Raw genomic sequence first — 19,258 nt, 5'->3', positions numbered from 1 at the left:
ACCGAATCCGGTCCTCCTCCTGTGACGTTTTCAGGGCCGGGTCATGCGCAGGACGTCGAGGGCCGCGTCCAGCTGTTCCAGCGTCAGGTCGCCGCGGTCGACGTACCCGGACTCCAGCACGACCTCCCTGATCGTCTTCCGTTCGGCGAGCGCCTTCTTGGCGACCTTGGCCGCCTCCTCGTAGCCGATGTACCGGTTCAGCGGGGTCACCACGGAGGGGGAGGACTCGGCGAACTCCCTGGCCCGCGCCACGTTCGCGGTGATCCCGTCGACCGTGCGGTCGGCCAGCAGGCGGCTCGCGTTGCCGAGCAGCCGGATCGATTCCAGCAGGTTCTTGGCCATCACGGGGAGCATCACATTGAGCTCGAAATTGCCCGCCGCGCCCGCCACGGCGACGGTCGTGTCGTTCCCGGTCACCTGTGCGGCGACCATGAGTACGGCCTCCGGGATCACCGGATTGACCTTCCCGGGCATGATCGAGGAGCCCGGCTGGAGGTCGGGCAGATTGATTTCGGCCAATCCCGTGCGCGGTCCCGAGGCCATCCAGCGCAGATCGTTGGAGATCTTGGTCAGGGAGACGGCGATCGTACGGAGCATCCCCGAGGTCTCCACCAGCGCGTCCCGCGCCCCCTGGGCCTCGAAGTGGTTGCGGGCCTCGGTCAGCGGCAGCCCGGTCGCGGCGGCCACCTCGGCGATCACGGCCGCGGAGAACCCGGGCGGGGTGTTGATCCCGGTGCCCACGGCGGTCCCGCCCAGCGGCAGTTCGGCGAGCCGGGGCAGGGCCGCGCGCAGCCGCTCGACGCCGTAGCGCACCTGGGCGGCGTACCCGCCGAACTCCTGGCCCAAGGTCACCGGGGTGGCGTCCATCAGGTGCGTCCGGCCCGCCTTGACCACCTCCGTGAACTCGGCGGCCTTGCGCTCCAGGGCGGCGGCGAGGTGCTCCAGGGCCGGGATCAGCTCGCGGGTGACGGCGGCGGTCGCGGCGATGTGGATGGACGACGGGAACACGTCGTTGGAGCTCTGCGAGGCGTTGACGTGGTCGTTGGGGTGGACCTCGCGGCCGAGCCGCTCGCCGGCCAGGGTCGCGATGACCTCGTTGGTGTTCATGTTGGACGAGGTGCCGGACCCGGTCTGGAACACGTCGACGGGGAAGTGCTCGTCCCAGCGGCCCTCGGCCACCTCGGAGGCGGCGGACCGGATCGCGTCGGCGATGTCCTCGTCCACCACCCCCAGCTTCGCGTTCACCGCGGCGGCCGCGGCCTTGACGAGGGCGAGCGCCTCGATGTGGGCGCGCTCCAGGCGCTGTCCGGAGACGGGGAAGTTCTCCACCGCGCGCTGGGTCTGAGCCCGCCATTTGGCGTGCGCGGGGACCCGTACCTCGCCCATCGAGTCGTGCTCGATCCGGTAGGCGTCCTGATTCTGATCGTCGGTCATGTTCGTTGCCTCCTCAAAAAGTTGAGCAATTGTCTTGTTCGAAGTGTTCCCAAGTCCCCTACCGGCCAGTAAATACCGTGGGTAACACCGATAGGGGAGACGTTCATGACACGTGTACGTACGAGACCCGGGCTCAGATCTACCTTCGCCGCCGTCGCGGCGATCGCGGCCGCCCTCGGGGGCGTCACCGCCATCACCCCCATGGCCCAGGCGGCGACCACCCCCGCGGCGGCCGCCACCCCGCTCTCGCCCGAACTGGAGGCCGTCCGCGCGGCGGAGGCCGTCAAGATCTACGGCGACCCGGCGATCCGCCCGCTGAACGAGCGCAAGACCGGCCTGATCTCGCTCGGCGACAGCGAGATCTCGGGCGAGGGCGTGGGCAACTACGACCCGGCGACCAACACGCCGAACAACCAGTGCCACCGCTCGCCGGACTCCGCGATCCACCGCACCGGCATCCCGGCGGACCTGACCTTCAACGTCGCCTGCTCCGGCGGCTACACCGGCAACATCCGGATCGGCGGCAGCAAGCAGTACGCCGACGAGCTGGTGCAGAGCGACAGCCTCGCCGTCAAGGCGCGCAATACGAAGATCAAGATGGTGCTGCTCGTCGCCGGCGCCAACGACGACCTCCAGTTCGGCCCGGTCATGACCGACTGCGTGACCCGCTGGGTGCTCAGCCAGGGCACCTGCGAGCCCAAGTACGGGCCGGGCTGGCAGGCACGCGTGGACGGCCTGAAGCCCAAGGTCGAGGCGACGGTCGCCGACCTCAAGACCGTCATGCGCGACGCGGGCTACGCCGACTCCGACTACAAGCTCGTCGTGATGGGCTACCCCAGCCCCATCGGCCCCGACTTCTACGACAATCCGAACTTCCCCGGCAAGCTCCCCGGAGGCTGCGCCGGCTACGACTCCGACGCCGCCTGGGGCCGCAACTACGCGGTGCCCACCTTCGAGAAGGGCATGCGCGCGGCGGCGCTGGCCTCGGGGGCCACGTACCTGGACAACTCGCGGCTCTTCCAGGGCCACGAGGTCTGCATGGAGGACACCTGGGCCCGCGGCCTCTACCTGGACCTCGGGGACCACTTCCCGTGGGACGAGAACACCGCCCGCCAGTCCTTCCACCCGAACTACCGGGGCCACGGAGCGTTCGCGTCATGTCTGACCCAGCTCTACGACTCGGGCCTGCGCGAGGCCTCCTGCGCCGACCCGGCGAGCACCGGAACGCCCGTCCTGCAGGCCGGGGCCTGGGACTCCCTCTACGCGCCGCTGAAGAACGAGGCGACCGGCAACTGCCTCGACGCGAAGGGCGGATCCAGCGCCAATGAGACGGCCGTCCTGGGCTGGGACTGCCACGGCGGCCGCAACCAGGGCTGGTGGTACGACGGGGCCCGCAAGTCGGTCCACATCGAGCTGACCCACGACCGCTGCCTGGACGCCCCCGGCGCCAACTACGGCGCGGGCACCGGCCTGATCATCTGGAACTGCCACGGCGGCGCGAACCAGAGCTGGGTCCGCGACGGCGCCACCCTGCGCCCCGCGGCCGCCCCGGGCATGTGCCTGACCGTGGCCGCCGCCCACGACCAGCTGCGCCTGCAGACCTGCAACGGCTCGGCGAACCAGCGCTTCGTGTAGAGGCACTGCGCACAACCCCGTCCCGCAGCACCCGCACCCCCCACACCCGGCCGGCGCACCCGGCCGGGTGTTCTCATCCGGACTCTCATCCGGACTCACAACCGGCGCAGGTACTCGCGGACTTCCCGGGGCCGGTTGGTGATGAGCGTGTCCACGCCCAGGCGGACGCAGAACTCCACGTCCTCCGGCTCGTCGACCGTCCAGACGCGTACCCGCAGCCCCTGGGCCTTCAGCCGCGCCACCAGCCCCGGGTCCTTGCGCAGCAGGTCGATGCCGGGCCCGGCGTGCCCGGCGAACGGCGGCCGGACGGGCCGCAGCCTCCGCTCGATGAGGTACACGGCGGGCAGCCCGGGAGCCAGCCGGTTCAGCCGGATCAGGGCGTTGCGGGAGAAGCTCATGACCTCGACCCGGCCGTCGGAGCCGTCGGCGAGCCCGTGCTCCTTGAGGACCCGTACGAGCTCGGCCTCCAGGCGCCCGCCGGCGCGGGTGGGGTGCTTGGTCTCGACGGCCAGCCCGACGGGCCGGTCGGCGGCCAGCGCCTCCTTGAGCAGGTCCTCGAAGAGCAGCACCTGCGCCCCGCGGTGCGCCTCGCCCTTCCAGCCGCCGAAGTCGAGCCCGGCCAGCTGTTCGTACGTCATGGCGGAGACGACCCCGCGCCCGTCGGAGGTCCGCTCCACCCGCCGGTCGTGCACACACACGAGCCGCCCGTCGGCACTCAGCCGCACATCGCACTCCAGCGCGTCGGCGCCGTCGTCGATGGCCTGCCGATAGGCCTCGACGGTGTGCTCGGGGTGGTCGTGGGAAGCCCCGCGATGGGCGATGACCCGCACGTCGCGGGCGGTGGCGAGAGAGCTCATGCTCCGACGTTATCCGGATGCGGTGACCGGCCCGGTACGCGATCCTGCACCGATGGCCGAACAGTTCGCGACACTGCACCGCGAGCCCCGCTCCGAGTGCCGGTTCGAGGCGGCTCGCCCTTGAGAGCCCCCGGCGGGTGCCAGGGGCTCTCAGCGGGTGATGCAGCCGGGATCAGCCGAGGCCGGGGCCGCGGACCGGGATGCTGGTGAAGGTCGGGGCCGGGGCCGGGTTCTGGAAGAAGTCGTTGCCCTTGTCGTCCACGACGATGAACGCCGGGAAGTCCTCGACCTCGATCTTCCAGACCGCCTCCATGCCGAGCTCCTCGTACTCCAGGACCTCGACCTTCTTGATGCAGTCCTGGGCCAGGCGCGCCGCCGGGCCGCCGATCGAGCCGAGGTAGAAGCCGCCGTGCGTGCCGCACGCGTCCGTCACCTGCTGCGAGCGGTTGCCCTTGGCCAGCATGACCTTCGAGCCGCCCGCCGCCTGGAACTGCTCGACGTACGAGTCCATCCGGCCGGCCGTGGTCGGGCCGAAGGAGCCCGAGGCGTAGCCCTCGGGGGTTTTCGCCGGGCCGGCGTAGTAGACCGGGTGGTCCTTCAGGTACTGCGGCATCTCCGCGCCCGAGTCCAGCAGCTCCTTGATCTTGGCGTGCGCGATGTCGCGCGCCACGACCAGCGGGCCGGTCAGGGAGAGGCGGGTCTTCACCGGGTGCCGGGTGAGCGTGGCGAGGATGTCCTCCATCGGCTGGTTCAGGTCGATCGACACCACGTCCGACGAGTCGTTCAGGTGCTCGTCCGTCGTCTCCGGCAGGAAGCGGGCCGGGTCGCGCTCCAGCTGCTCCAGGAAGACGCCCTCCGCGGTGATCTTCGCCGTCGCCTGGCGGTCCGCCGAGCAGGACACGGCGATCGCGACCGGCAGCGACGCGCCGTGGCGCGGGAGCCGCACGACGCGCACGTCGTGGCAGAAGTACTTGCCGCCGAACTGCGCGCCGATGCCGATCTTCTGGGTCAGTTCGAAGACCTGCTGTTCGAGGTCGACATCGCGGAAGCCGTGGCCCAGGGGGGAGCCTTCCGTGGGGAGCTCGTCCAGGTAGTGGGCCGAGGCGTACTTCGCCGTCTTGAGCGCGTGCTCCGCCGAGGTGCCGCCGACCACGATCGCCAGGTGGTAGGGCGGGCAGGCCGCCGTACCGAGGGAGCGGATCTTCTCCTCCAGGAACTTCATCATGGAGGCCTCGTTGAGGACCGCCTTCGTCTCCTGGTAGAGGAAGGACTTGTTGGCCGAGCCGCCGCCCTTGGCCATGAAGAGGAACTTGTACGCGCCGCCGTCGGTCGCGTACAGCTCGATCTGCGCGGGCAGGTTCGAGCCGGTGTTCTTCTCCTCCCACATGGTGAGCGGGGCCATCTGCGAGTAGCGCAGGTTCAGCTGCGTGTACGCGTCGTAGATGCCGCGCGAGAGGGCCGCCTCGTCTCCGCCCTCGGTGAGCACGTTCTGGCCGCGCTTGCCCATCACGATCGCCGTGCCCGTGTCCTGGCACATCGGCAGGACGCCGGCCGCCGCGATGTTCGCGTTCTTGAGCAGGTCGAGCGCGACGAACTTGTCGTTCGACGAGGCCTCGGGGTCGTCGATGATCCGGCGCAGCTGCGCGAGGTGCGCGGGGCGCAGGAAGTGCTGGATGTCGTGGATGGCCTCTTCGGCGAGCTTGCGCAGCGCCTCGGGCTCGACCTTGAGGAACGTACGGCCGTCGGCCTCGAAGGTCGAGACGCCCTCCGAGGTCACCAGCCGGTAGGGGGTGGTGTCCTCGCCCAGGGGGAGCAGGTCGGTGTACGCAAACTCTGGCATGACGGCAGTCATTCCTCACTCGGCAGACGGCGCTGGCGACCATTTGGCAGCGCGGCTGTCCAGCGTAGGACCTCCATGCCGGGCCGTGTCTGTGAGGTAAGGCTCACTGTCAACTGCGGACGGCTATCGCGATCTATCGCGTATCGCTATGCTGACTGCCGTGGACCTGGAAAAGAAGCCTGCCGCGCCTGCCGCTGCCCCCGCCGAACTGCGGGCCTCCGACGCCGATCGCGACCGGATCGCGCACATCCTGGCCGACGCCCTCGCCGAGGGCCGGCTGACCGCCGACGAGCACTCCGAGCGGCTGGATTCGCTGTACGCCGTGAAGACCGTCGGGGAGCTGGAGGTGCTGGTACGGGACCTGCCGGCGCCCGGCGGCCCGGCCGCGGCGGCGCCCGCGTACGGACAGCATCCGGCCCCGGCTCCGGCCGCCGCCGGCCAGGCCGCGGTCTCGGAGACCGTGGTCGCCGTGTGCAGCAGTTCCACCCGCAAGGGCCGCTGGCGGCCCGGCGCGCACACCCGTGTGGTCTGTGTCCTCGGCGACGTCGCCATCGACCTCACCGAGGCCGTCTTCGAGCAGCAGATCACCGAGATCGACGTGACGAGCGTGCTGGGCAACGTCGAGATCACGGTCCCGGAGAACGTGACGCTCCGCGGCTACGGCAGCGGGGTCCTCGGCAACTTCGAGGTGCACGGCGAGGGCCGCGCCGACACCACCGACCCGAGCGCCCCGGTCGTGATCATCCGCGGCTTCGCCCTGCTGGGCAACATCGAGGCCCGGCCCAAGCTCGGCGCCCGCCTGGTCGACCTGGCCCTGAAGCTGCGCAAGCGCCTGCAGGGGTAGTGGCGGGGTCCGCGGGCCGCGCCACCCGGAGCGGCTGCGACGGAATCCGGCCGGGCGTGCGCGGACACGTGACGGCGTACGCAGGCGTCGTGTTTCGGTCGAAGTTCGGCGGGGCGGCGCCCTTGCCCCACGCAGTGCATAGGGGCGCGCACAGCGGGTAGGGACAGGTGCATCGTCTCTCGCTTGCGTATACGTCGTCAGGAGTAGGCCGTGCCGCATCCGCCGCATCAGTCCCTGCAGGTAGCCGCTGTACCGAGCCTTCAGGCGCGTCCGGCCGCCGTACCGAAGCCGCGGGTGCCGGCGAGGGAAGATGACGGCCCATGGCACGCGGAGGCGGTGTGCCGCCGGGACGAGGCGGGGCTGTTCTTCGCCCCCTCCAAGGAGCCGACGGCGGCCCGGCTCTCCCGCGAGGAGGCCGCGAAGCGGGTCTGCGCGCGGTGCCCGGTGATGGTCGCCTGCCGCGAGCACGCACTGCTCCAGCCCGAGCCGTACGGGGTGTGGGGCGGGCTCACCGCGGCCGAGCGCCGCGTGGTGCTGGCCCGCCGCAGGCGCCGGGCGGCCGAACTGCGCCAGGCGCAGGGGGCCGGGCCGATAGCCGCCGCGGGCTGAGCCCCGTACGTACGCAAGCGAGAGGGGCGCCACCGCCGCACGCGGTGGCGCCCCTCTCGCTGCCGGGGACCGCCTGAAGGCCTGCCCTGAAGGCCTGCCCGCTCCTACTGGGCGCGGTCGAAGTCGATCGCGCTGTACGCGCGCAGCTTCGACAGGCGGTGGGTCGAGTCGATCTGCCGGATCGTGCCCGACTTCGAGCGCATGACCAGCGAGGACGTGGTCGCGGTCTCGGAGCGGTAGTGGACGCCGCGCAGCAGCTCGCCGTCCGTGATGCCGGTGGCGACGAAGAAGACGTTGTCGCCGGAGACCAGGTCGTTGGTGTGCAGGACCCGGTCCAGGTCGTGGCCCGCGTCGATGGCCTTCTGGCGCTCGGCCTCGTCCTTCGGCCACAGCTTGCCCTGGATCGTGCCGCCGAGGCACTTGATGGCGCAGGCCGAGATGATGCCCTCGGGGGTGCCGCCGATGCCGAGGAGCAGGTCCACGCCGGTGCCCTCGCGCACCGCCATGACCGAGCCCGCGACGTCGCCGTCCGAGATGAACTTGATCCGGGCGCCCGTCTCGCGGATCTCCTTGACGATGCCCTCGTGGCGGGGGCGGTCCAGGATGATCACCGTGACGTCTTCGACGGCCATGTTCTTGGCCTTGGCGACGCGGCGGATGTTGACGGAGACCGGCGCGTTGATGTCGACGAAGTCGGCGGCCTCGGGGCCGGTGACCAGCTTCTCCATGTAGAAGACCGCGGACGGGTCGAACATGGTGCCGCGGTCGGCGGCGGCCAGGACGGCGATCGCGTTCGGCATGCCCTTGGCGTTCAGCGTCGTGCCGTCGATCGGGTCGACCGCGATGTCAACCTCGGCGCCGGTGCCGTCGCCGACCCGCTCGCCGTTGAACAGCATCGGGGCTTCGTCCTTCTCGCCCTCGCCGATGACGACTACGCCGTTCATCGAGACGGTGGAGATCAGGGTCCGCATCGCGTTGACCGCGGCGCCGTCGGCGCCGAGCTTGTCGCCGCGCCCGACCCACCGGCCCGCGGCCATGGCTGCGGCCTCGGTGACCCGGACGAGTTCCAGGGCGAGGTTGCGGTCGGGGGCCTCCGGAGAGACTTCGAGCTGGGGCGGCAGGTTGTGCTCGGTCATCGGAGCGCACCTTTCTGTACGGCGACGGCCGGGAAGTGAGGGTGCTGGAACTCTATCGGTACATCGACAAATTGAGCAGACCGGGTCACGTATGAGCGCCGTATCGGTCGGGGGTTTGGCGTGAGCGGACATCTTGCGGAACATCTCGCGGACCCGTGCGGGCGCCGCGCCGACCCCGGCGGAGATCACTCCCGGTCATGGGGGACGATGGTGGCGTGGCAGGTATGAAGGGCAAGCAGACGGTCTGGGACATGGTCCGGTCGCTGGCGGTGATCGGTATCGTCGTCGCGGGGATCTACATCTTCGTCCCACATGACGAGAAGGTCGATCCGACACACGTGGTCGACTACCGGGTGGAGACGATCACCGCGCGCCGCGCGGCGCCGTATCCGGTGGCCGCGCCGGTGGGGCTTCCGGCGCAGTGGCGCGCGACCTCGGTGACGTACGACCGCAAGGCCGCGAACGCCTGGCACCTGGGCTTCCTGGACCCGAAGGGGCAGTACGTCGCGATCGAGCAGTCCAGCGACGCCTCGGCCAAGCGCCTGGCAGGCGTCACCCGGAGCGCGAAGGCCACCGGGCAGACGCAGCAGATCGGCGACCTGGTCTGGGAGCGCTGGGAGGGCGAGAAGTACGACGCCCTCGTACGGCAGGAGCAGGGGTACGCGACGGTGGTGACCGGCACGGCCTCGTTCGAGGACCTGGGCGCGATGGTGGCGGCGCTGGAGTTCAAGCAGGGCGCGCAGCAGTAAGCAGCCGTAAGCAGCGCTGATCCGAGTGACATGCGAGAAGGCCGCTCCCCGGAATCCGGGGAGCGGCCTTCTGCGTACCTGTCCGGATGTCCGGATGTCCGGATGTCCGGATGTCCGGACTCAGACGGTGGTGATGACCTCGTCGAAGCCCAGGCGCGGGGAGCGGTCGAACCAGGCGTCCTCGCCCGGCTTGCCGATGTTGACGACCATGATCGGGGTGTGGTCGGCGTCCAGGAACTCCTTCTGGATGCCGGCGAGGTCGGCGCCGGTCATCGGGCCCGCGGCCAGGCCGGCGGCGCGGACGCCCACGATGAAGTACGCGGCCTGAAGGGCGCCGTTCACCAGGGCGGACTGCTCACGCACCGGGCGCTCGGAGAAGAACATGTCCTTGGCCGGCGGGAAGTGCGGCAGCAGGCGCGGCAGCTCCTCGTGGAACTCATTGTCCGCGGCGAGGATCGCGACGAGCGGCGCGGCGGCGGTCTTGGCCTGGTTGCCCTCGGCCATGTGCTTCACCAGGCGCTCGCGGGCCTCGGGGGAGCGGACCAGGGTGATGCGCAGCGGGGTGCCGTTGAAGGCGGTGGGGCCGAACTTCACCAGGTCGTAGATCGCCTGGACCTGCTCCTCGGTCACCGGCTCGTCGGAGAACGAGTTGGCGGTGCGGGCCTCGCGGAACAGCAGGTCCTGAGCGGCGGAGTCGAGAACGAGAGACATCGGAAAGCCTTCTTCCATACATGCGGGGGGCGAAGCGATGCCCCGACTCTAAGCCGGAAGTTGTAGAACTTTCAACTAAATCGGCTTGAGAATGACTCACATCACGTCTGACCCGCCCGCTCAGGCGTCCCGCTCGTCACCCCCGCCGCCCTCACGGGCGCCGTCGACCCCGCCCGCACCCGCTTCGCGGGCCGCCAGCGCCGAGTCGAGCCGGGCGCGGGCGCCTTCCAGCCAGTGCCGGCAGACCTGTGCGAGCTCTTCGCCGCGCTCCCAGAGCGCGAGCGAGTCCTCCAGCGACGTGCCGCCGGCCTCCAGCTTGCGGACGACCTCGATGAGCTCGTCCCGGGCCTGCTCGTACCCCAACGAGGTATTGGTTTCCGTCATTCCCGTTCCGCCTTATGTGTGCAGTGCATCGAATATGTTCCGGGCGCTCGGGCCCGTTCAGGCCGGCCGGCTCACTCGGCGCCCGGCCCCGCCACCCGTACGGAGAACTCGCCCTCCGCCACCCGCGCCCGCAGCACCTCGCCCCCCGAGACCTCCTCCGGCGAGCGCACCACGTGCCCGTCCGCCCGCTGGAGTACGGCGTACCCGCGCTCCAGCGTCGCCGCCGGGGACAGCGCCACCACCCGGGCCAGGGTGTGCGCCAGCTCCGAATCGGCCCGGTCCAGCAGGTGCCCCAGCGTCCGCCGGGTGCGCCCCAGCAGGGCCTCCAGCTCGGCCTCGCGGGTCTCCACCATCCGCTGCGGATGGACGAAGACCGGCCGGGCCAGCGCGTGCACGAGCCCCCGCTCCTCCCGGTCGAGCAGCCCGCGCACCGCCCGGAGCCCCCGGCCCTGGAGCTGGCGTACCCGCTCCAGTTCCTCGCCCACGTCCGGGACCACCTTCTTCGCCGCGTCCGTGGGCGTGGAGGCCCGCAGGTCCGCGACGAGGTCCAGCAGCGGGGAGTCCGGCTCGTGCCCGATCGCCGAGACCACGGGCGTACGGGCCGCCGCGACCGTCCGTACGACCTCCTCGTCGGAGAACGGCAGCAGGTCCTCCACGCTGCCGCCGCCGCGGGCCACGATGATCACGTCGACCTCGTCCAGGGCGTCGAGCTCCTTGACCGCCCGGATCACCTGGGGCACCGCGTTCACCCCCTGGACCGCCACGTTCCGTACCTCGAAGCGGACCGCGGGCCAGCGCCGCCGGGCGTTCTCCAGTACGTCGCGCTCGGCCGCCGAGGCCCGCCCGACGACCAGCCCGATCAGCTGCGGCAGGAAGGGCAGCGGCTTCTTGCGGTCCAGGGCGAACAGGCCCTCGGAGGCGAGCGAGCGCTTGAGCTTCTCCAGCCGGGCGAGCAGCTCGCCGATGCCGACGGGCCGTATCTCGGTCGCCCGCAGCGACAGCTGCCCGCGCGGGGCGTACCACTCCGGCTTGGCCAGGACGACGACCCGCGCGCCCTCCGTCACCGCGTCCGCGACCTCGTCGAAGACCTGGCGGTAGCAGGTGACGCTGAGCGAGATGTCGTGCGAGGGGTCGCGCAGCGTCAGGAAGACCACCCCCGCCCCCGGCCGCCGCGAGAGCTGAGTGATCTGCCCCTCCACCCACACCTGGCCCAGGCGGTCGATCCAGCCCCCGATGAGCCGGGACACCTGGCCGACCGGCAGCGGCGCGTCAGCCGACGTATTCAGACCCATGTACGCAGGCTATCCGCCCGCGCCGACAGCCACACTGACGGCGTCTCAGGGACCGCCGGTGGCGTCGGGATCCGGCCGGTCGCGGCGGGTCCCCTGAACGACGAGGACGGCCAGGCCCGCCGCCAGCCAGACCGCGCCGACCAGCTGCGCCGTCCAGGCCGCCTCGACGATCACCGCGATCGTCACCGCCGCGCCCAGCACCGGCATCAGCAGGTGCTTCCACCAGACCGGGGCGCCCGCCCCGCGCTGCACCACGAACCAGCCGACCACCGAGGCGTGCAGCAGCGTGAACGCCACCAGCGCGCCCACGTCCACCACCGAGACCAGATGGTCGAGCCCGTCGTCGCGGCGGGCCGCCCACACCGCCGCGACCAGCGTGATCGTCGCCGCCGCCAGCAGCGCCGGCCGCGGGGTCCCGTCCGAGGTGCGCGCCAGCGCCCCCGGCAGCCGCCGCTCGCGGGCCATCGCGAACACCAGGCGGCCCGCCGCCGCCTGCCCCGCCAGCGCCGCGAAGGCAGCCCCGATCGCCTTGCTGACCGCGACCAGGTCGTGCAGCCAGGTCCCGACCGAGGACTCCACCGCGGTGTAGAACGCCGGGCCCTGCTGCCCCGGATCCGCCGCCAGCTGCGCCGAGGACACCGGCATCAGCAGCGCCGCCAGGTAGCTCTGCACGACGAACAGCACCCCGGCCAGCGCCAGGCAGAACAGCACCGCCCGCGCCACCCGCGCCGAGCCCCCCGTCACCTCCTCCGCGAAGGAGACGATCGCGTCGAAGCCGAGGTACGACAGGACCGCCACCGACACCGCGCCCAGGACCGCCGCCGGGGAGAAGCCCAGCGCGCCGTCCCCGGTCAGCGGCGACAGCCAGCCGCGCTGCGCCCCGCCCTGGACCAGCACCGTCACCGCGGCCGCCACGAAGACCAGCAGCACCACGATCTCCATCGTCAGCACCGCGAAGCCCACGCGCGCGGCCGCCCGTACGCCCCACAGGTTCAGTGCGGTGGTCACCAGCACCGCCAGCGCCGTCCACACCCACCGCGAGACCTCCGGGACCAGCGCGTTCATCGCGATCCCGGAGAAGAGGTAGGCGACCGCCGGGATCAGCAGGTAGTCGAGCATCGCCATCCAGCCCGCGATCAGCCCGGCGCCCTCGCCGAGCCCCTTGCGGGCGTACGTGAAGACCGAGCCGGCCTGCGGGGCCACCTGGACCATCTGCGCGTACGAGAAGGCCGTGAAGGCCATCGCGACCGTCGCGCAGAGGTAGACGAGCGCGACGGCGCCCTGCGATTTCGCGTCGAGCGTGCCGAAGACCCCGACCGGGGCCATGGGGGCGATGAACAGGAGCCCGTACACGACCAGGTCCCGGAATCCGAGGCTCCGGCGGAGGGCCGGCTTCGGCTCCGTACCGGGGTCCGTCACGGACGCCATCATTCCTCCGAGGGGCGGTCGGTTCGTACGTTCGCCCCAGTCTGTGCCGAACGGGCGACGCCCGGCCTCCTGGAGACCCCCGTACGATGGACCGCATGACTGCTGCCGCCCCTGTTCCCGCTTCCCGACGCGTCCTGCTCGCCGCCCCGCGCGGCTACTGCGCGGGCGTGGACCGAGCCGTGATCGCCGTCGAGAAGGCTCTCGAGCAGTACGGTGCGCCGGTCTACGTCCGCCACGAGATCGTGCACAACAAGTACGTCGTGCAGACGCTGGAGAAGAAGGGCGCCATCTTCGTCGAGCGGACGGAGGAGGTGCCCGAGGGCTCCATCGTGATGTTCTCCGCGCACGGCGTGGCCCCGGTGGTGCACGAGGAGGCGGCGCGCGGCAAGCTCGCGACGATCGACGCGACCTGCCCGCTGGTCACCAAGGTGCACAAGGAGGCCATCCGGTACGCGAACGAGGACTTCGACATCCTCCTCATCGGCCACGAGGGCCACGAGGAGGTCATCGGCACCTCGGGCGAGGCCCCGGACCACATCACGATCGTGGACGGCCCGGACGACGTGGACAAGGTCGTCGTGCGCGACGAGTCGAAGGTCGTGTGGCTGTCCCAGACCACCCTCTCGGTCGACGAGACCATGGAGACGGTCGACGCGCTGAAGACCAAGTTCCCGCTGCTGGTCTCGCCGCCGAGCGACGACATCTGCTACGCCACCTCGAACCGCCAGGCGGCGGTCAAGGTGATGGGCGCCGACTCCGACCTGGTCATCGTCGTCGGCTCCAAGAACTCCTCGAACTCGATCCGGCTGGTCGAGGTCGCCCTCGACGCCGGCGCGGGCGCCGCGTACCTCGTCGACTTCGCCAGCGAGATCGACGAGGCCTGGCTGGAGGGCGTCACCACGGTGGGCCTGACCTCGGGCGCCTCGGTGCCGGAGGTGCTGGTCGAGGAGGTCCTGGAGTGGCTGGCGGCGCGCGGCTACGCGGACGTGGAGATCGTCAAGACCGCCGAGGAGTCGATCGTCTTCTCGCTGCCGAAGGAGCTGCGCCGCGACCTGCGCGCGGAAGCGGCCTCGCTGGTCGCCGAGAAGTAGACCGCTTCGTTTCGTACCGTGATTCCATGCAGATCTTCGGCGTGGACATCGGTGGTTCAGGGATCAAGGGCGCTCCCGTGGACCTGGACCGTGGCGAGCTGGCGCAGGAGCGCCACAAGGTACTGACACCGCAGCCGGCCACCCCCGACGGGGTGGCCGGCTGCGTCGTCGAGGTGGTGCGCCACTTCGACTGGGACGGACCCGTGGGGGTGACGTTCCCGGGGGTGGTCAGCGGCGGGGTCACCCGTACGGCGGCCAACATGGACCAGGGGTGGATCGGCGTCGACACGGCCGCCCTGCTGTCGCAGCGGCTCGGGGGCCGGCCGGTCACGGTGCTCAACGACGCGGACGCGGCCGGGATCGCGGAGATGACGTACGGCGCGGGCAGGGGCCGCGGCGGGACGGTGATCATGCTGACGCTCGGCACGGGCATCGGCAGCGCGCTGTTCACGGACGGCCGGCTGGTGGCGAACACGGAGCTCGGCCACCTGGAGCTGAAGGGCCACGACGCGGAGAAGCGGGCGTCGGTCAAGGCCAAGGAGGACGGGGAGCTGACCTGGGAGCGCTGGGCGCACCGGGTGCAGCGCTACCTGGAGCACGTGGAGATGCTCTTCTCCCCGGACCTCTTCATCATCGGCGGCGGCGTCAGCCGCAAGCCGGAGAAGTTCCTTCCGCTGATCGAGGACGTACGGGCCGAGATCGTCCCGGCGAAGCTCCAGAACAACGCGGGCATCGTGGGCGCGGCGATGGCGGCGAGGGCGGCGATGGATTCGGCGACTTAGCCGGTCCGGCGGGGGAGCCTGCGCCGGGAGATGAGCACGGCCTTCCGTACGACGACGATCAGCGCGGAGACGAGGGTCCCCCCGTACAGCCAGCCGGCGTGCAGCGACAGGGCGGACACGATGCCCATGAGCTCCGCGCCGAAACCGCCGGAGCCGCCGGAGATGGGCCACACTCCGGCGGCGAAGGCGATCGGGGCGGAGATCGGCGCGGTGATCAGGTCGGCCGGGCGCACCCAGAGGGCGGTGGCGGCCGCGACGGGCAGGAAGAGCAGCCCGTACGCGAACAGCGAGCCGCCGAACAGCAGCCAGGTGATCCCGGCGGCCAGGGTCATCGCGACGCAGGCGAACAGCCCGCCGCCGAGCCCGGTCAGGCGTGGCCGCGGCAGCCGCCGGGCGGGCGCGGGCCGGGGCCGGCCACCGCCGCCCTGGGCGGGTACGCCGCCGATGGGCTGCGCCGCCGGGGCCGGGGCCGGGCGGCGCGGCTGCTGCTGTTGCTGTCGCTGCGGGTGATCCACCGAACGCGTCCTGTAGTGCTCCACCCCACCACGCTAGGCGGGCCGAGCGCAGTATCGGTGTGGGGACACGCGTACAACGACTGCCACTCATCGGAAAGTAAACTGTCCGGTGGCCCACTCCCGGGCCGCCGCCCCCTCCAGCTACGGGAAGTCGCCAACGTGTCGCTCACGATCGGAATCGTCGGCCTGCCGAATGTCGGCAAGTCGACCCTGTTCAACGCCCTGACCAAGAACGACGTGCTGGCGGCCAACTACCCGTTCGCCACCATCGAGCCGAACGTCGGCGTCGTCGGCGTCCCGGACTCGCGCCTGGCCGTGCTCGCCGGCATCTTCGGCTCGCAGCGCATCCTCCCGGCGACGGTCGACTTCGTCGACATCGCGGGCATCGTGCGCGGCGCCTCGGAGGGCGAGGGACTCGGCAACAAGTTCCTCGCGAACATCCGCGAGTCGGACGCGATCTGCCAGGTCATCCGTGCCTTCAAGGACGAGAACGTCGTGCACGTCGACGGCAAGGTCTCGCCGAAGGACGACATCGAGACGATCAACACCGAGCTGATCCTCGCCGACCTGCAGTCCATCGAGAAGGCGGTGCCGCGCCTGACGAAGGAGTCCCGCCTCCAGAAGGACAAGGTCGCGGTCCTGGCGGCGGTCGAGAAGGCCCAGAAGATCCTCGAAGCGGGCGACACCCTCTTCTCGCACGGCATCACGAAGGGCACGGAGCAGGGCGACCTCCTCCACGAGCTGCACCTGCTGACCACGAAGCCGTTCCTCTACGTCTTCAACGTGGACGAGGACGAGCTGGTGGACGACGCCTTCAAGGCGGAGCAGAGCGCCCTGGTCGCCCCGGCGGAGGCCATCTTCCTGAACGCGAAGCTGGAGCAGGACCTCTCGGAGCTGGACGACGAGGAGGCCCTGGAGCTCCTGCAGTCGGTCGGCCAGGAGGAGCCAGGCCTGGCCACCCTCGGCCGCGTCGGCTTCGCCACCCTGGGCCTGCAGACCTACCTGACGGCCGGCCCGAAGGAAACCCGCGCCTGGACGATCAAGCAGGGCGCGACGGCCCCCGAGGCGGCCGGCGTGATCCACACCGACTTCCAGCGCGGCTTCATCAAGGCCGAGGTCATCTCCTTCGCGGACCTGGTCGAATGCGGCTCGGTCCCGGAAGCCCGCGCCAAGGGCAAGGCCCGCATGGAGGGCAAGGACTACGTCATGCAGGACGGCGACGTAGTCGAATTCCGCTTCAACGTGTAGTGACGTCCATACTGTGCGTTGACTGATTAGTCAAACGTGCAGGTCGGAAGGGGTCGGGCTCCGTCGAGTCTGACCCTTTCTGTATTCCCGTGCCGACTTGGTGCTGACTTGGAATCGCGGTGTCAGGCCGACTGGCCCGGTGCCAGCTTGTCCAGATCGAGGCTGATCTCGAACGGCAGGGATCGCTGGAGCGCGTGGCGGAAGATCCCCGCCGGCGCGTACGAGCCGGTCGGCTCGTCGAGCTCGTAGACGTGCACGGCGGGGACGGTGTCCTCGTCCTCGATACACCAGTAGTGCCGGATGCCGGCCTCGGCGTACTTACGAAGCTTGACGGTTCGGTCGCGGTGGGCAGATTCCGGCGAGACGACCTCGACGACGAGCTGGACGTCTTCGGGAGCGAACCAGGTGCAGTCAGGGTCGTATGGGGCCGTGGTCACCACGAGGTCCGGTTCCGGGCGGTTCCGGGCATCGAGGCGGATGGTCATCTCCCGGCCGACCCTGAAACCCGCTGGGGCCTGCGCCCTGAGAGCCAACGTGAGGTCGGTGACGATCTCTCCGTGCCACCAGCGCTGGGGCGACATCATGAATACGAGGGCTCCGTCGATCAGCTCGGTGTGGCGCGGCGCTTCCGGGAGGCGGTCCAAGTCCTCCGCGAACCAGCCTTCCGCGCGCGGCGGGCGCATCCAGTCGGGCAGTGCGGTCATGGCTTCACGGTAGCGGTCCGCAGCTCAGGCTGGGGAGCAGACGATCTCAGCCGGATGATTTTCGGCAACTTTCCACGCTGCACCAGCCACCTGATTGGCATCCGGTCATGAGCGACTCATCGGTTCAGATCGCCACGGTGGTCATTTCCGTGGCGGCTCTCGTCTTCTCCACGACGGCCGCGTTCTGGTCTCTCGTCTACAACCGGCGTCAGGCGAGGGCGGTTGCCGAGGCCAACGCCCTCACGGAGAGGGCCCAACGCGAGCAGGCGGAGCCGTACGTCATCGTCGACATCAGGCCCCGCATCCCCGGTTCGTCATTGCTTGTGCTGGTGATCGAGAACATCGGCCAGACGCTGGCCCGCAACGTGCGCATCTCGGTGAGTCCTCCGCTCCAGACCACTCTGGGTGCCGAGCGGGCCGAGACCCTCAACTGTGCTGTTGGTCGGCGCATCGCGACGACCGTGAAAGCGCTGGTGCGGCAGGCGCGGTCGCTTGACGAGTTGAGTCAGCAGATTCAGCGGGGTGTTGAACGGCAGGACTCGGAGCGCCCGTCGGACGCTGACGTTCCCAACTCGGTGGAACCCGCCCTCCCTGAGGTCCCTATGGCGCCGTTGAGTGACGATGGCGATCCGGCGCAACGGTCGTACTCCCGTGCTGATTCTGTGCTGACTTAGTCCGCCCAAAACCACGTTTCCGCAGGTGGGAGCGTTGCGCTACACGTTCCGCTTCAACGTGTAGTGACGTCCGTGCTGTGCGTTAATTAGTTGGTCAAACGTGCAGGCCAGGGAGGGTCGGACTCCGTCGAGTCCGACCCTTTCTGTATTCCCGTGCCGACTTGGTGCCGACTTGGAACCGTGGTGTCAGGCCGACTGGCCCGGTGCCGGCTCGTCCAGATCGAGGCTGATCTCGAACGGCAGGGATCGCTGGAGCGCGTGGCGGAAGATTCCCGCCGGCGCGTACGAGCCGGTCGGCTCGTCGAGCTCGTAGACGTGCACGGCGGGGCGAACCGGGTGCAGTCGGGGTCGTATGGGGCCGTGGTCACCACGAGGTCCGGTTCCGGGCGGTTTCGGGCATCGAGGCGGATGTTCATCTCCCGGCCGACCCTGAAGCCCGCCGGGGCCTGCGCCCTGAGACCGGCCTTCCGCGCGCGGCGGGCGCATCCGGTCGGGCAGCGCGGTCATGGGTCGGACTCTGTCGAGTCCGACCCCTTCGCCGTCACCGTGCTGGATGGGTGCCGGATGTTCTGACGCGGGGTCAGTGGCAATCAGGTCTCGTAAACGGTGGACCGGTGTCCCACATGAACGACCCAGACCACCAGCTCTCCGTTGTCGAGCGTGTAAACGACGCGGTAGTCGCCGACGCGCAGGCGGCGACGCTCGGGCTGGGATACGAGTGCGGTGGTGTCGAAGCCGAGAGGGTCGGTTTCCAGCTCTGTCAGCTTGGCCAGGATGCGCAGCGCCATGTCGCGGAGGATCTTCCGGAGCTCGGCCTGCGCCTCGGGGCGGAAGACGGTTCGGTACTCACTCACCGCGCGCCAGCGTCTCCCTCATGATGTCCTCGATCGGGATGCCGGGTGCGGGGTTGGCCATGCGCTCGTCGATGATCCGGTTGATCTCGCGCTCTTCCCACTCCTGGTACTTGCGCAGAACCTCGATGGAGACGACGGCGGCGACTTCCTTGCCCCGGCGCGTGATCACCGTGGGTACGTCGTCGCGGTCCGCGCGCTCCACGACCTCGGCCAGATGCGCGCGCACGTCGCGGATGGACTCTGTGGGCAGCGGCTGCGTCATGCGCTCAAGGGTACCGAGTGTCCCATGTGTACACAACGGCTGGGATTCTGTGGTGGTCCGTGCGGGTGTTTCCCGTCGGGCCGGGGGCGCGGGCAAATGGGGTGGCTGGGCGGAGAGCCTCGTTGACGGGTGGATCTTGGTGAGTAGGGTCACGGAGCGCACGCGGTCTCGACAGCAGACCGGGGGGAAGCGTCGGCGCTCGGGAGGCT

20 protein-coding genes and 1 pseudogene are annotated in these 19,258 nt (G+C 70.3%); 8 read left to right on the top strand and 13 right to left on the bottom strand.

The features are described 5' to 3' along the window. Positions 1-30: 30 nt before the first annotated feature. Positions 31-1,434 carry a class II fumarate hydratase gene (locus tag ACIQU4_RS03345; RefSeq protein ID WP_403725140.1) on the bottom strand — a complete coding sequence of 468 codons (1,404 nt, stop codon included), beginning with the start codon at positions 1,432-1,434 and terminating at the stop codon, positions 31-33. A 105-nt stretch (positions 1,435-1,539) separates the two neighbouring features. Here ACIQU4_RS03345 and ACIQU4_RS03340 point away from each other — a divergent pair, with 105 nt between their 5' ends. Continuing rightward, positions 1,540-3,069 carry a ricin-type beta-trefoil lectin domain protein gene (locus ACIQU4_RS03340; protein ID WP_403725137.1) on the top strand — a complete coding sequence of 510 codons (1,530 nt, stop codon included), beginning with the start codon at positions 1,540-1,542 and terminating at the stop codon, positions 3,067-3,069. Between the two features lie 95 nt (positions 3,070-3,164). Here ACIQU4_RS03340 and ACIQU4_RS03335 read toward each other — a convergent pair whose 3' ends face one another. Both ACIQU4_RS03335 and ACIQU4_RS03330 read right to left on the bottom strand, forming a co-directional pair. Continuing rightward, positions 3,165-3,926 (bottom strand): glycerophosphodiester phosphodiesterase, encoded by a 762-nt coding sequence (locus ACIQU4_RS03335; RefSeq protein ID WP_403725135.1) that lies wholly within the window; start codon positions 3,924-3,926, stop codon positions 3,165-3,167. Positions 3,927-4,098: 172 nt separating this feature from the next. Then, entirely contained in the window at positions 4,099-5,766 is a 1,668-nt protein-coding gene (locus tag ACIQU4_RS03330; protein ID WP_403725132.1) for a fumarate hydratase, read from the bottom strand. A gap of 160 nt (positions 5,767-5,926) precedes the next feature. Here ACIQU4_RS03330 and ACIQU4_RS03325 point away from each other — a divergent pair, with 160 nt between their 5' ends. Together ACIQU4_RS03325 and ACIQU4_RS03320 are read left to right on the top strand one after the other, a co-directional pair. Beyond that, positions 5,927-6,610: a DUF1707 domain-containing protein gene (locus ACIQU4_RS03325; RefSeq protein ID WP_403725130.1), complete on the top strand. Its 684-nt coding sequence runs from the start codon at positions 5,927-5,929 to the stop codon at positions 6,608-6,610. A gap of 210 nt (positions 6,611-6,820) precedes the next feature. Next, positions 6,821-7,219: a WhiB family transcriptional regulator gene (locus ACIQU4_RS03320; protein ID WP_390786554.1), complete on the top strand. Its 399-nt coding sequence runs from the start codon at positions 6,821-6,823 to the stop codon at positions 7,217-7,219. 104 nt (positions 7,220-7,323) lie between these two features. Here ACIQU4_RS03320 and glpX read toward each other — a convergent pair whose 3' ends face one another. Then, positions 7,324-8,355 carry a class II fructose-bisphosphatase gene (gene glpX, locus ACIQU4_RS03315; RefSeq protein WP_030159594.1) on the bottom strand — a complete coding sequence of 344 codons (1,032 nt, stop codon included), beginning with the start codon at positions 8,353-8,355 and terminating at the stop codon, positions 7,324-7,326. A gap of 224 nt (positions 8,356-8,579) precedes the next feature. Between glpX and ACIQU4_RS03310 the strand changes: the two genes are divergently transcribed. Then, positions 8,580-9,104 carry a DUF4245 domain-containing protein gene (locus tag ACIQU4_RS03310; RefSeq protein ID WP_403725972.1) on the top strand — a complete coding sequence of 175 codons (525 nt, stop codon included), beginning with the start codon at positions 8,580-8,582 and terminating at the stop codon, positions 9,102-9,104. A 120-nt stretch (positions 9,105-9,224) separates the two neighbouring features. On the opposite strand, the gene ACIQU4_RS03305 is transcribed toward ACIQU4_RS03310, so the two are convergent. From ACIQU4_RS03305 to ACIQU4_RS03290, 4 genes are all read right to left on the bottom strand, one after another. Further along, positions 9,225-9,815, bottom strand: a complete 591-nt coding sequence (locus ACIQU4_RS03305) for a malonic semialdehyde reductase (RefSeq protein ID WP_403725127.1) — start codon at positions 9,813-9,815, stop codon at positions 9,225-9,227. 120 nt (positions 9,816-9,935) lie between these two features. After that, positions 9,936-10,199, bottom strand: a complete 264-nt coding sequence (locus ACIQU4_RS03300; RefSeq protein ID WP_403725124.1) for an exodeoxyribonuclease VII small subunit — start codon at positions 10,197-10,199, stop codon at positions 9,936-9,938. A gap of 71 nt (positions 10,200-10,270) precedes the next feature. After that, on the bottom strand, positions 10,271-11,491 hold the full coding sequence (xseA, locus tag ACIQU4_RS03295; RefSeq protein ID WP_403725121.1) for an exodeoxyribonuclease VII large subunit: 1,221 nt from the start codon (positions 11,489-11,491) through the stop codon (positions 10,271-10,273). A gap of 45 nt (positions 11,492-11,536) precedes the next feature. Further along, positions 11,537-12,919 (bottom strand): APC family permease, encoded by a 1,383-nt coding sequence (locus ACIQU4_RS03290; protein WP_403725969.1) that lies wholly within the window; start codon positions 12,917-12,919, stop codon positions 11,537-11,539. 86 nt (positions 12,920-13,005) lie between these two features. Here ACIQU4_RS03290 and ACIQU4_RS03285 point away from each other — a divergent pair, with 86 nt between their 5' ends. Continuing rightward, the gene (locus ACIQU4_RS03285) at positions 13,006-14,010 is read left to right on the top strand and encodes a 4-hydroxy-3-methylbut-2-enyl diphosphate reductase (protein WP_385590450.1); all 1,005 of its coding nucleotides are present in this window, start codon (positions 13,006-13,008) and stop codon (positions 14,008-14,010) included. A gap of 26 nt (positions 14,011-14,036) precedes the next feature. Next, positions 14,037-14,792, top strand: coding sequence for a polyphosphate--glucose phosphotransferase (gene ppgK, locus ACIQU4_RS03280; RefSeq protein ID WP_403725119.1), 756 nt, complete (start codon positions 14,037-14,039; stop codon positions 14,790-14,792). On the opposite strand, the gene ACIQU4_RS03275 is transcribed toward ppgK, so the two are convergent. After that, complete coding sequence (locus ACIQU4_RS03275; RefSeq protein WP_403725116.1) at positions 14,789-15,331, bottom strand: DUF6542 domain-containing protein; 543 nt, start codon at positions 15,329-15,331, stop codon at positions 14,789-14,791. The genes ppgK and ACIQU4_RS03275 overlap by 4 nt on opposite strands. Positions 15,332-15,466: 135 nt before the next feature. On the opposite strand from ACIQU4_RS03275, the gene ychF reads away from it, so the two are divergent. Further along, positions 15,467-16,555 (top strand): redox-regulated ATPase YchF, encoded by a 1,089-nt coding sequence (gene ychF / locus ACIQU4_RS03270; protein WP_403725114.1) that lies wholly within the window; start codon positions 15,467-15,469, stop codon positions 16,553-16,555. A 122-nt stretch (positions 16,556-16,677) separates the two neighbouring features. On the opposite strand, the gene ACIQU4_RS03265 is transcribed toward ychF, so the two are convergent. Next, positions 16,678-17,259 (bottom strand): Uma2 family endonuclease, encoded by a 582-nt coding sequence (locus ACIQU4_RS03265; RefSeq protein WP_403725111.1) that lies wholly within the window; start codon positions 17,257-17,259, stop codon positions 16,678-16,680. Positions 17,260-17,366: 107 nt separating this feature from the next. On the opposite strand from ACIQU4_RS03265, the gene ACIQU4_RS03260 reads away from it, so the two are divergent. Further along, entirely contained in the window at positions 17,367-17,933 is a 567-nt protein-coding gene (locus tag ACIQU4_RS03260) for a hypothetical protein (RefSeq protein WP_403725109.1), read from the top strand. Positions 17,934-18,119: 186 nt separating this feature from the next. Here ACIQU4_RS03260 and ACIQU4_RS03255 read toward each other — a convergent pair. The 3 genes and pseudogenes from ACIQU4_RS03255 to ACIQU4_RS03245 form a co-directional block, all read right to left on the bottom strand. Then, positions 18,120-18,391, bottom strand: a pseudogene (locus ACIQU4_RS03255) (Uma2 family endonuclease); the annotation flags it as partial. A 132-nt stretch (positions 18,392-18,523) separates the two neighbouring features. Further along, positions 18,524-18,787 carry a type II toxin-antitoxin system RelE/ParE family toxin gene (locus tag ACIQU4_RS03250; RefSeq protein WP_403725106.1) on the bottom strand — a complete coding sequence of 88 codons (264 nt, stop codon included), beginning with the start codon at positions 18,785-18,787 and terminating at the stop codon, positions 18,524-18,526. Then, entirely contained in the window at positions 18,780-19,049 is a 270-nt protein-coding gene (locus ACIQU4_RS03245) for a type II toxin-antitoxin system Phd/YefM family antitoxin (protein WP_055621811.1), read from the bottom strand. Before ACIQU4_RS03245 ends, ACIQU4_RS03250 begins: the two co-directional genes overlap by 8 nt. Positions 19,050-19,258: the final 209 nt, after the last annotated feature.

Source organism: Streptomyces sp. NPDC090741, assembly GCF_044769045.1.
In the GTDB taxonomy this organism is placed as follows: Bacteria; Actinomycetota; Actinomycetes; order Streptomycetales; family Streptomycetaceae; genus Streptomyces.
This window is presented reverse-complemented; position numbering and strand designations above follow the sequence as displayed.

Coding starts and splice junctions, on each gene's coding strand:
- ACIQU4_RS03345 (WP_403725140.1), bottom strand. CDS start 1,434: ATGACCGACGATCAGAATCAGGACGCCTACCGGATCGAGCACGACTCG.
- ACIQU4_RS03340 (WP_403725137.1), top strand. CDS start 1,540: ATGACACGTGTACGTACGAGACCCGGGCTCAGATCTACCTTCGCCGCC.
- ACIQU4_RS03335 (WP_403725135.1), bottom strand. CDS start 3,926: ATGAGCTCTCTCGCCACCGCCCGCGACGTGCGGGTCATCGCCCATCGC.
- ACIQU4_RS03330 (WP_403725132.1), bottom strand. CDS start 5,766: ATGCCAGAGTTTGCGTACACCGACCTGCTCCCCCTGGGCGAGGACACC.
- glpX (WP_030159594.1), bottom strand. CDS start 8,355: ATGACCGAGCACAACCTGCCGCCCCAGCTCGAAGTCTCTCCGGAGGCC.
- ACIQU4_RS03310 (WP_403725972.1), top strand. CDS start 8,580: ATGAAGGGCAAGCAGACGGTCTGGGACATGGTCCGGTCGCTGGCGGTG.
- ACIQU4_RS03305 (WP_403725127.1), bottom strand. CDS start 9,815: ATGTCTCTCGTTCTCGACTCCGCCGCTCAGGACCTGCTGTTCCGCGAG.
- ACIQU4_RS03300 (WP_403725124.1), bottom strand. CDS start 10,199: ATGACGGAAACCAATACCTCGTTGGGGTACGAGCAGGCCCGGGACGAG.
- xseA (WP_403725121.1), bottom strand. CDS start 11,491: ATGGGTCTGAATACGTCGGCTGACGCGCCGCTGCCGGTCGGCCAGGTG.
- ACIQU4_RS03290 (WP_403725969.1), bottom strand. CDS start 12,919: ATGGCGTCCGTGACGGACCCCGGTACGGAGCCGAAGCCGGCCCTCCGC.
- ACIQU4_RS03285 (WP_385590450.1), top strand. CDS start 13,006: ATGGACCGCATGACTGCTGCCGCCCCTGTTCCCGCTTCCCGACGCGTC.
- ppgK (WP_403725119.1), top strand. CDS start 14,037: ATGCAGATCTTCGGCGTGGACATCGGTGGTTCAGGGATCAAGGGCGCT.
- ACIQU4_RS03265 (WP_403725111.1), bottom strand. CDS start 17,259: ATGACCGCACTGCCCGACTGGATGCGCCCGCCGCGCGCGGAAGGCTGG.
- ACIQU4_RS03260 (WP_403725109.1), top strand. CDS start 17,367: ATGAGCGACTCATCGGTTCAGATCGCCACGGTGGTCATTTCCGTGGCG.
- ACIQU4_RS03245 (WP_055621811.1), bottom strand. CDS start 19,049: ATGACGCAGCCGCTGCCCACAGAGTCCATCCGCGACGTGCGCGCGCAT.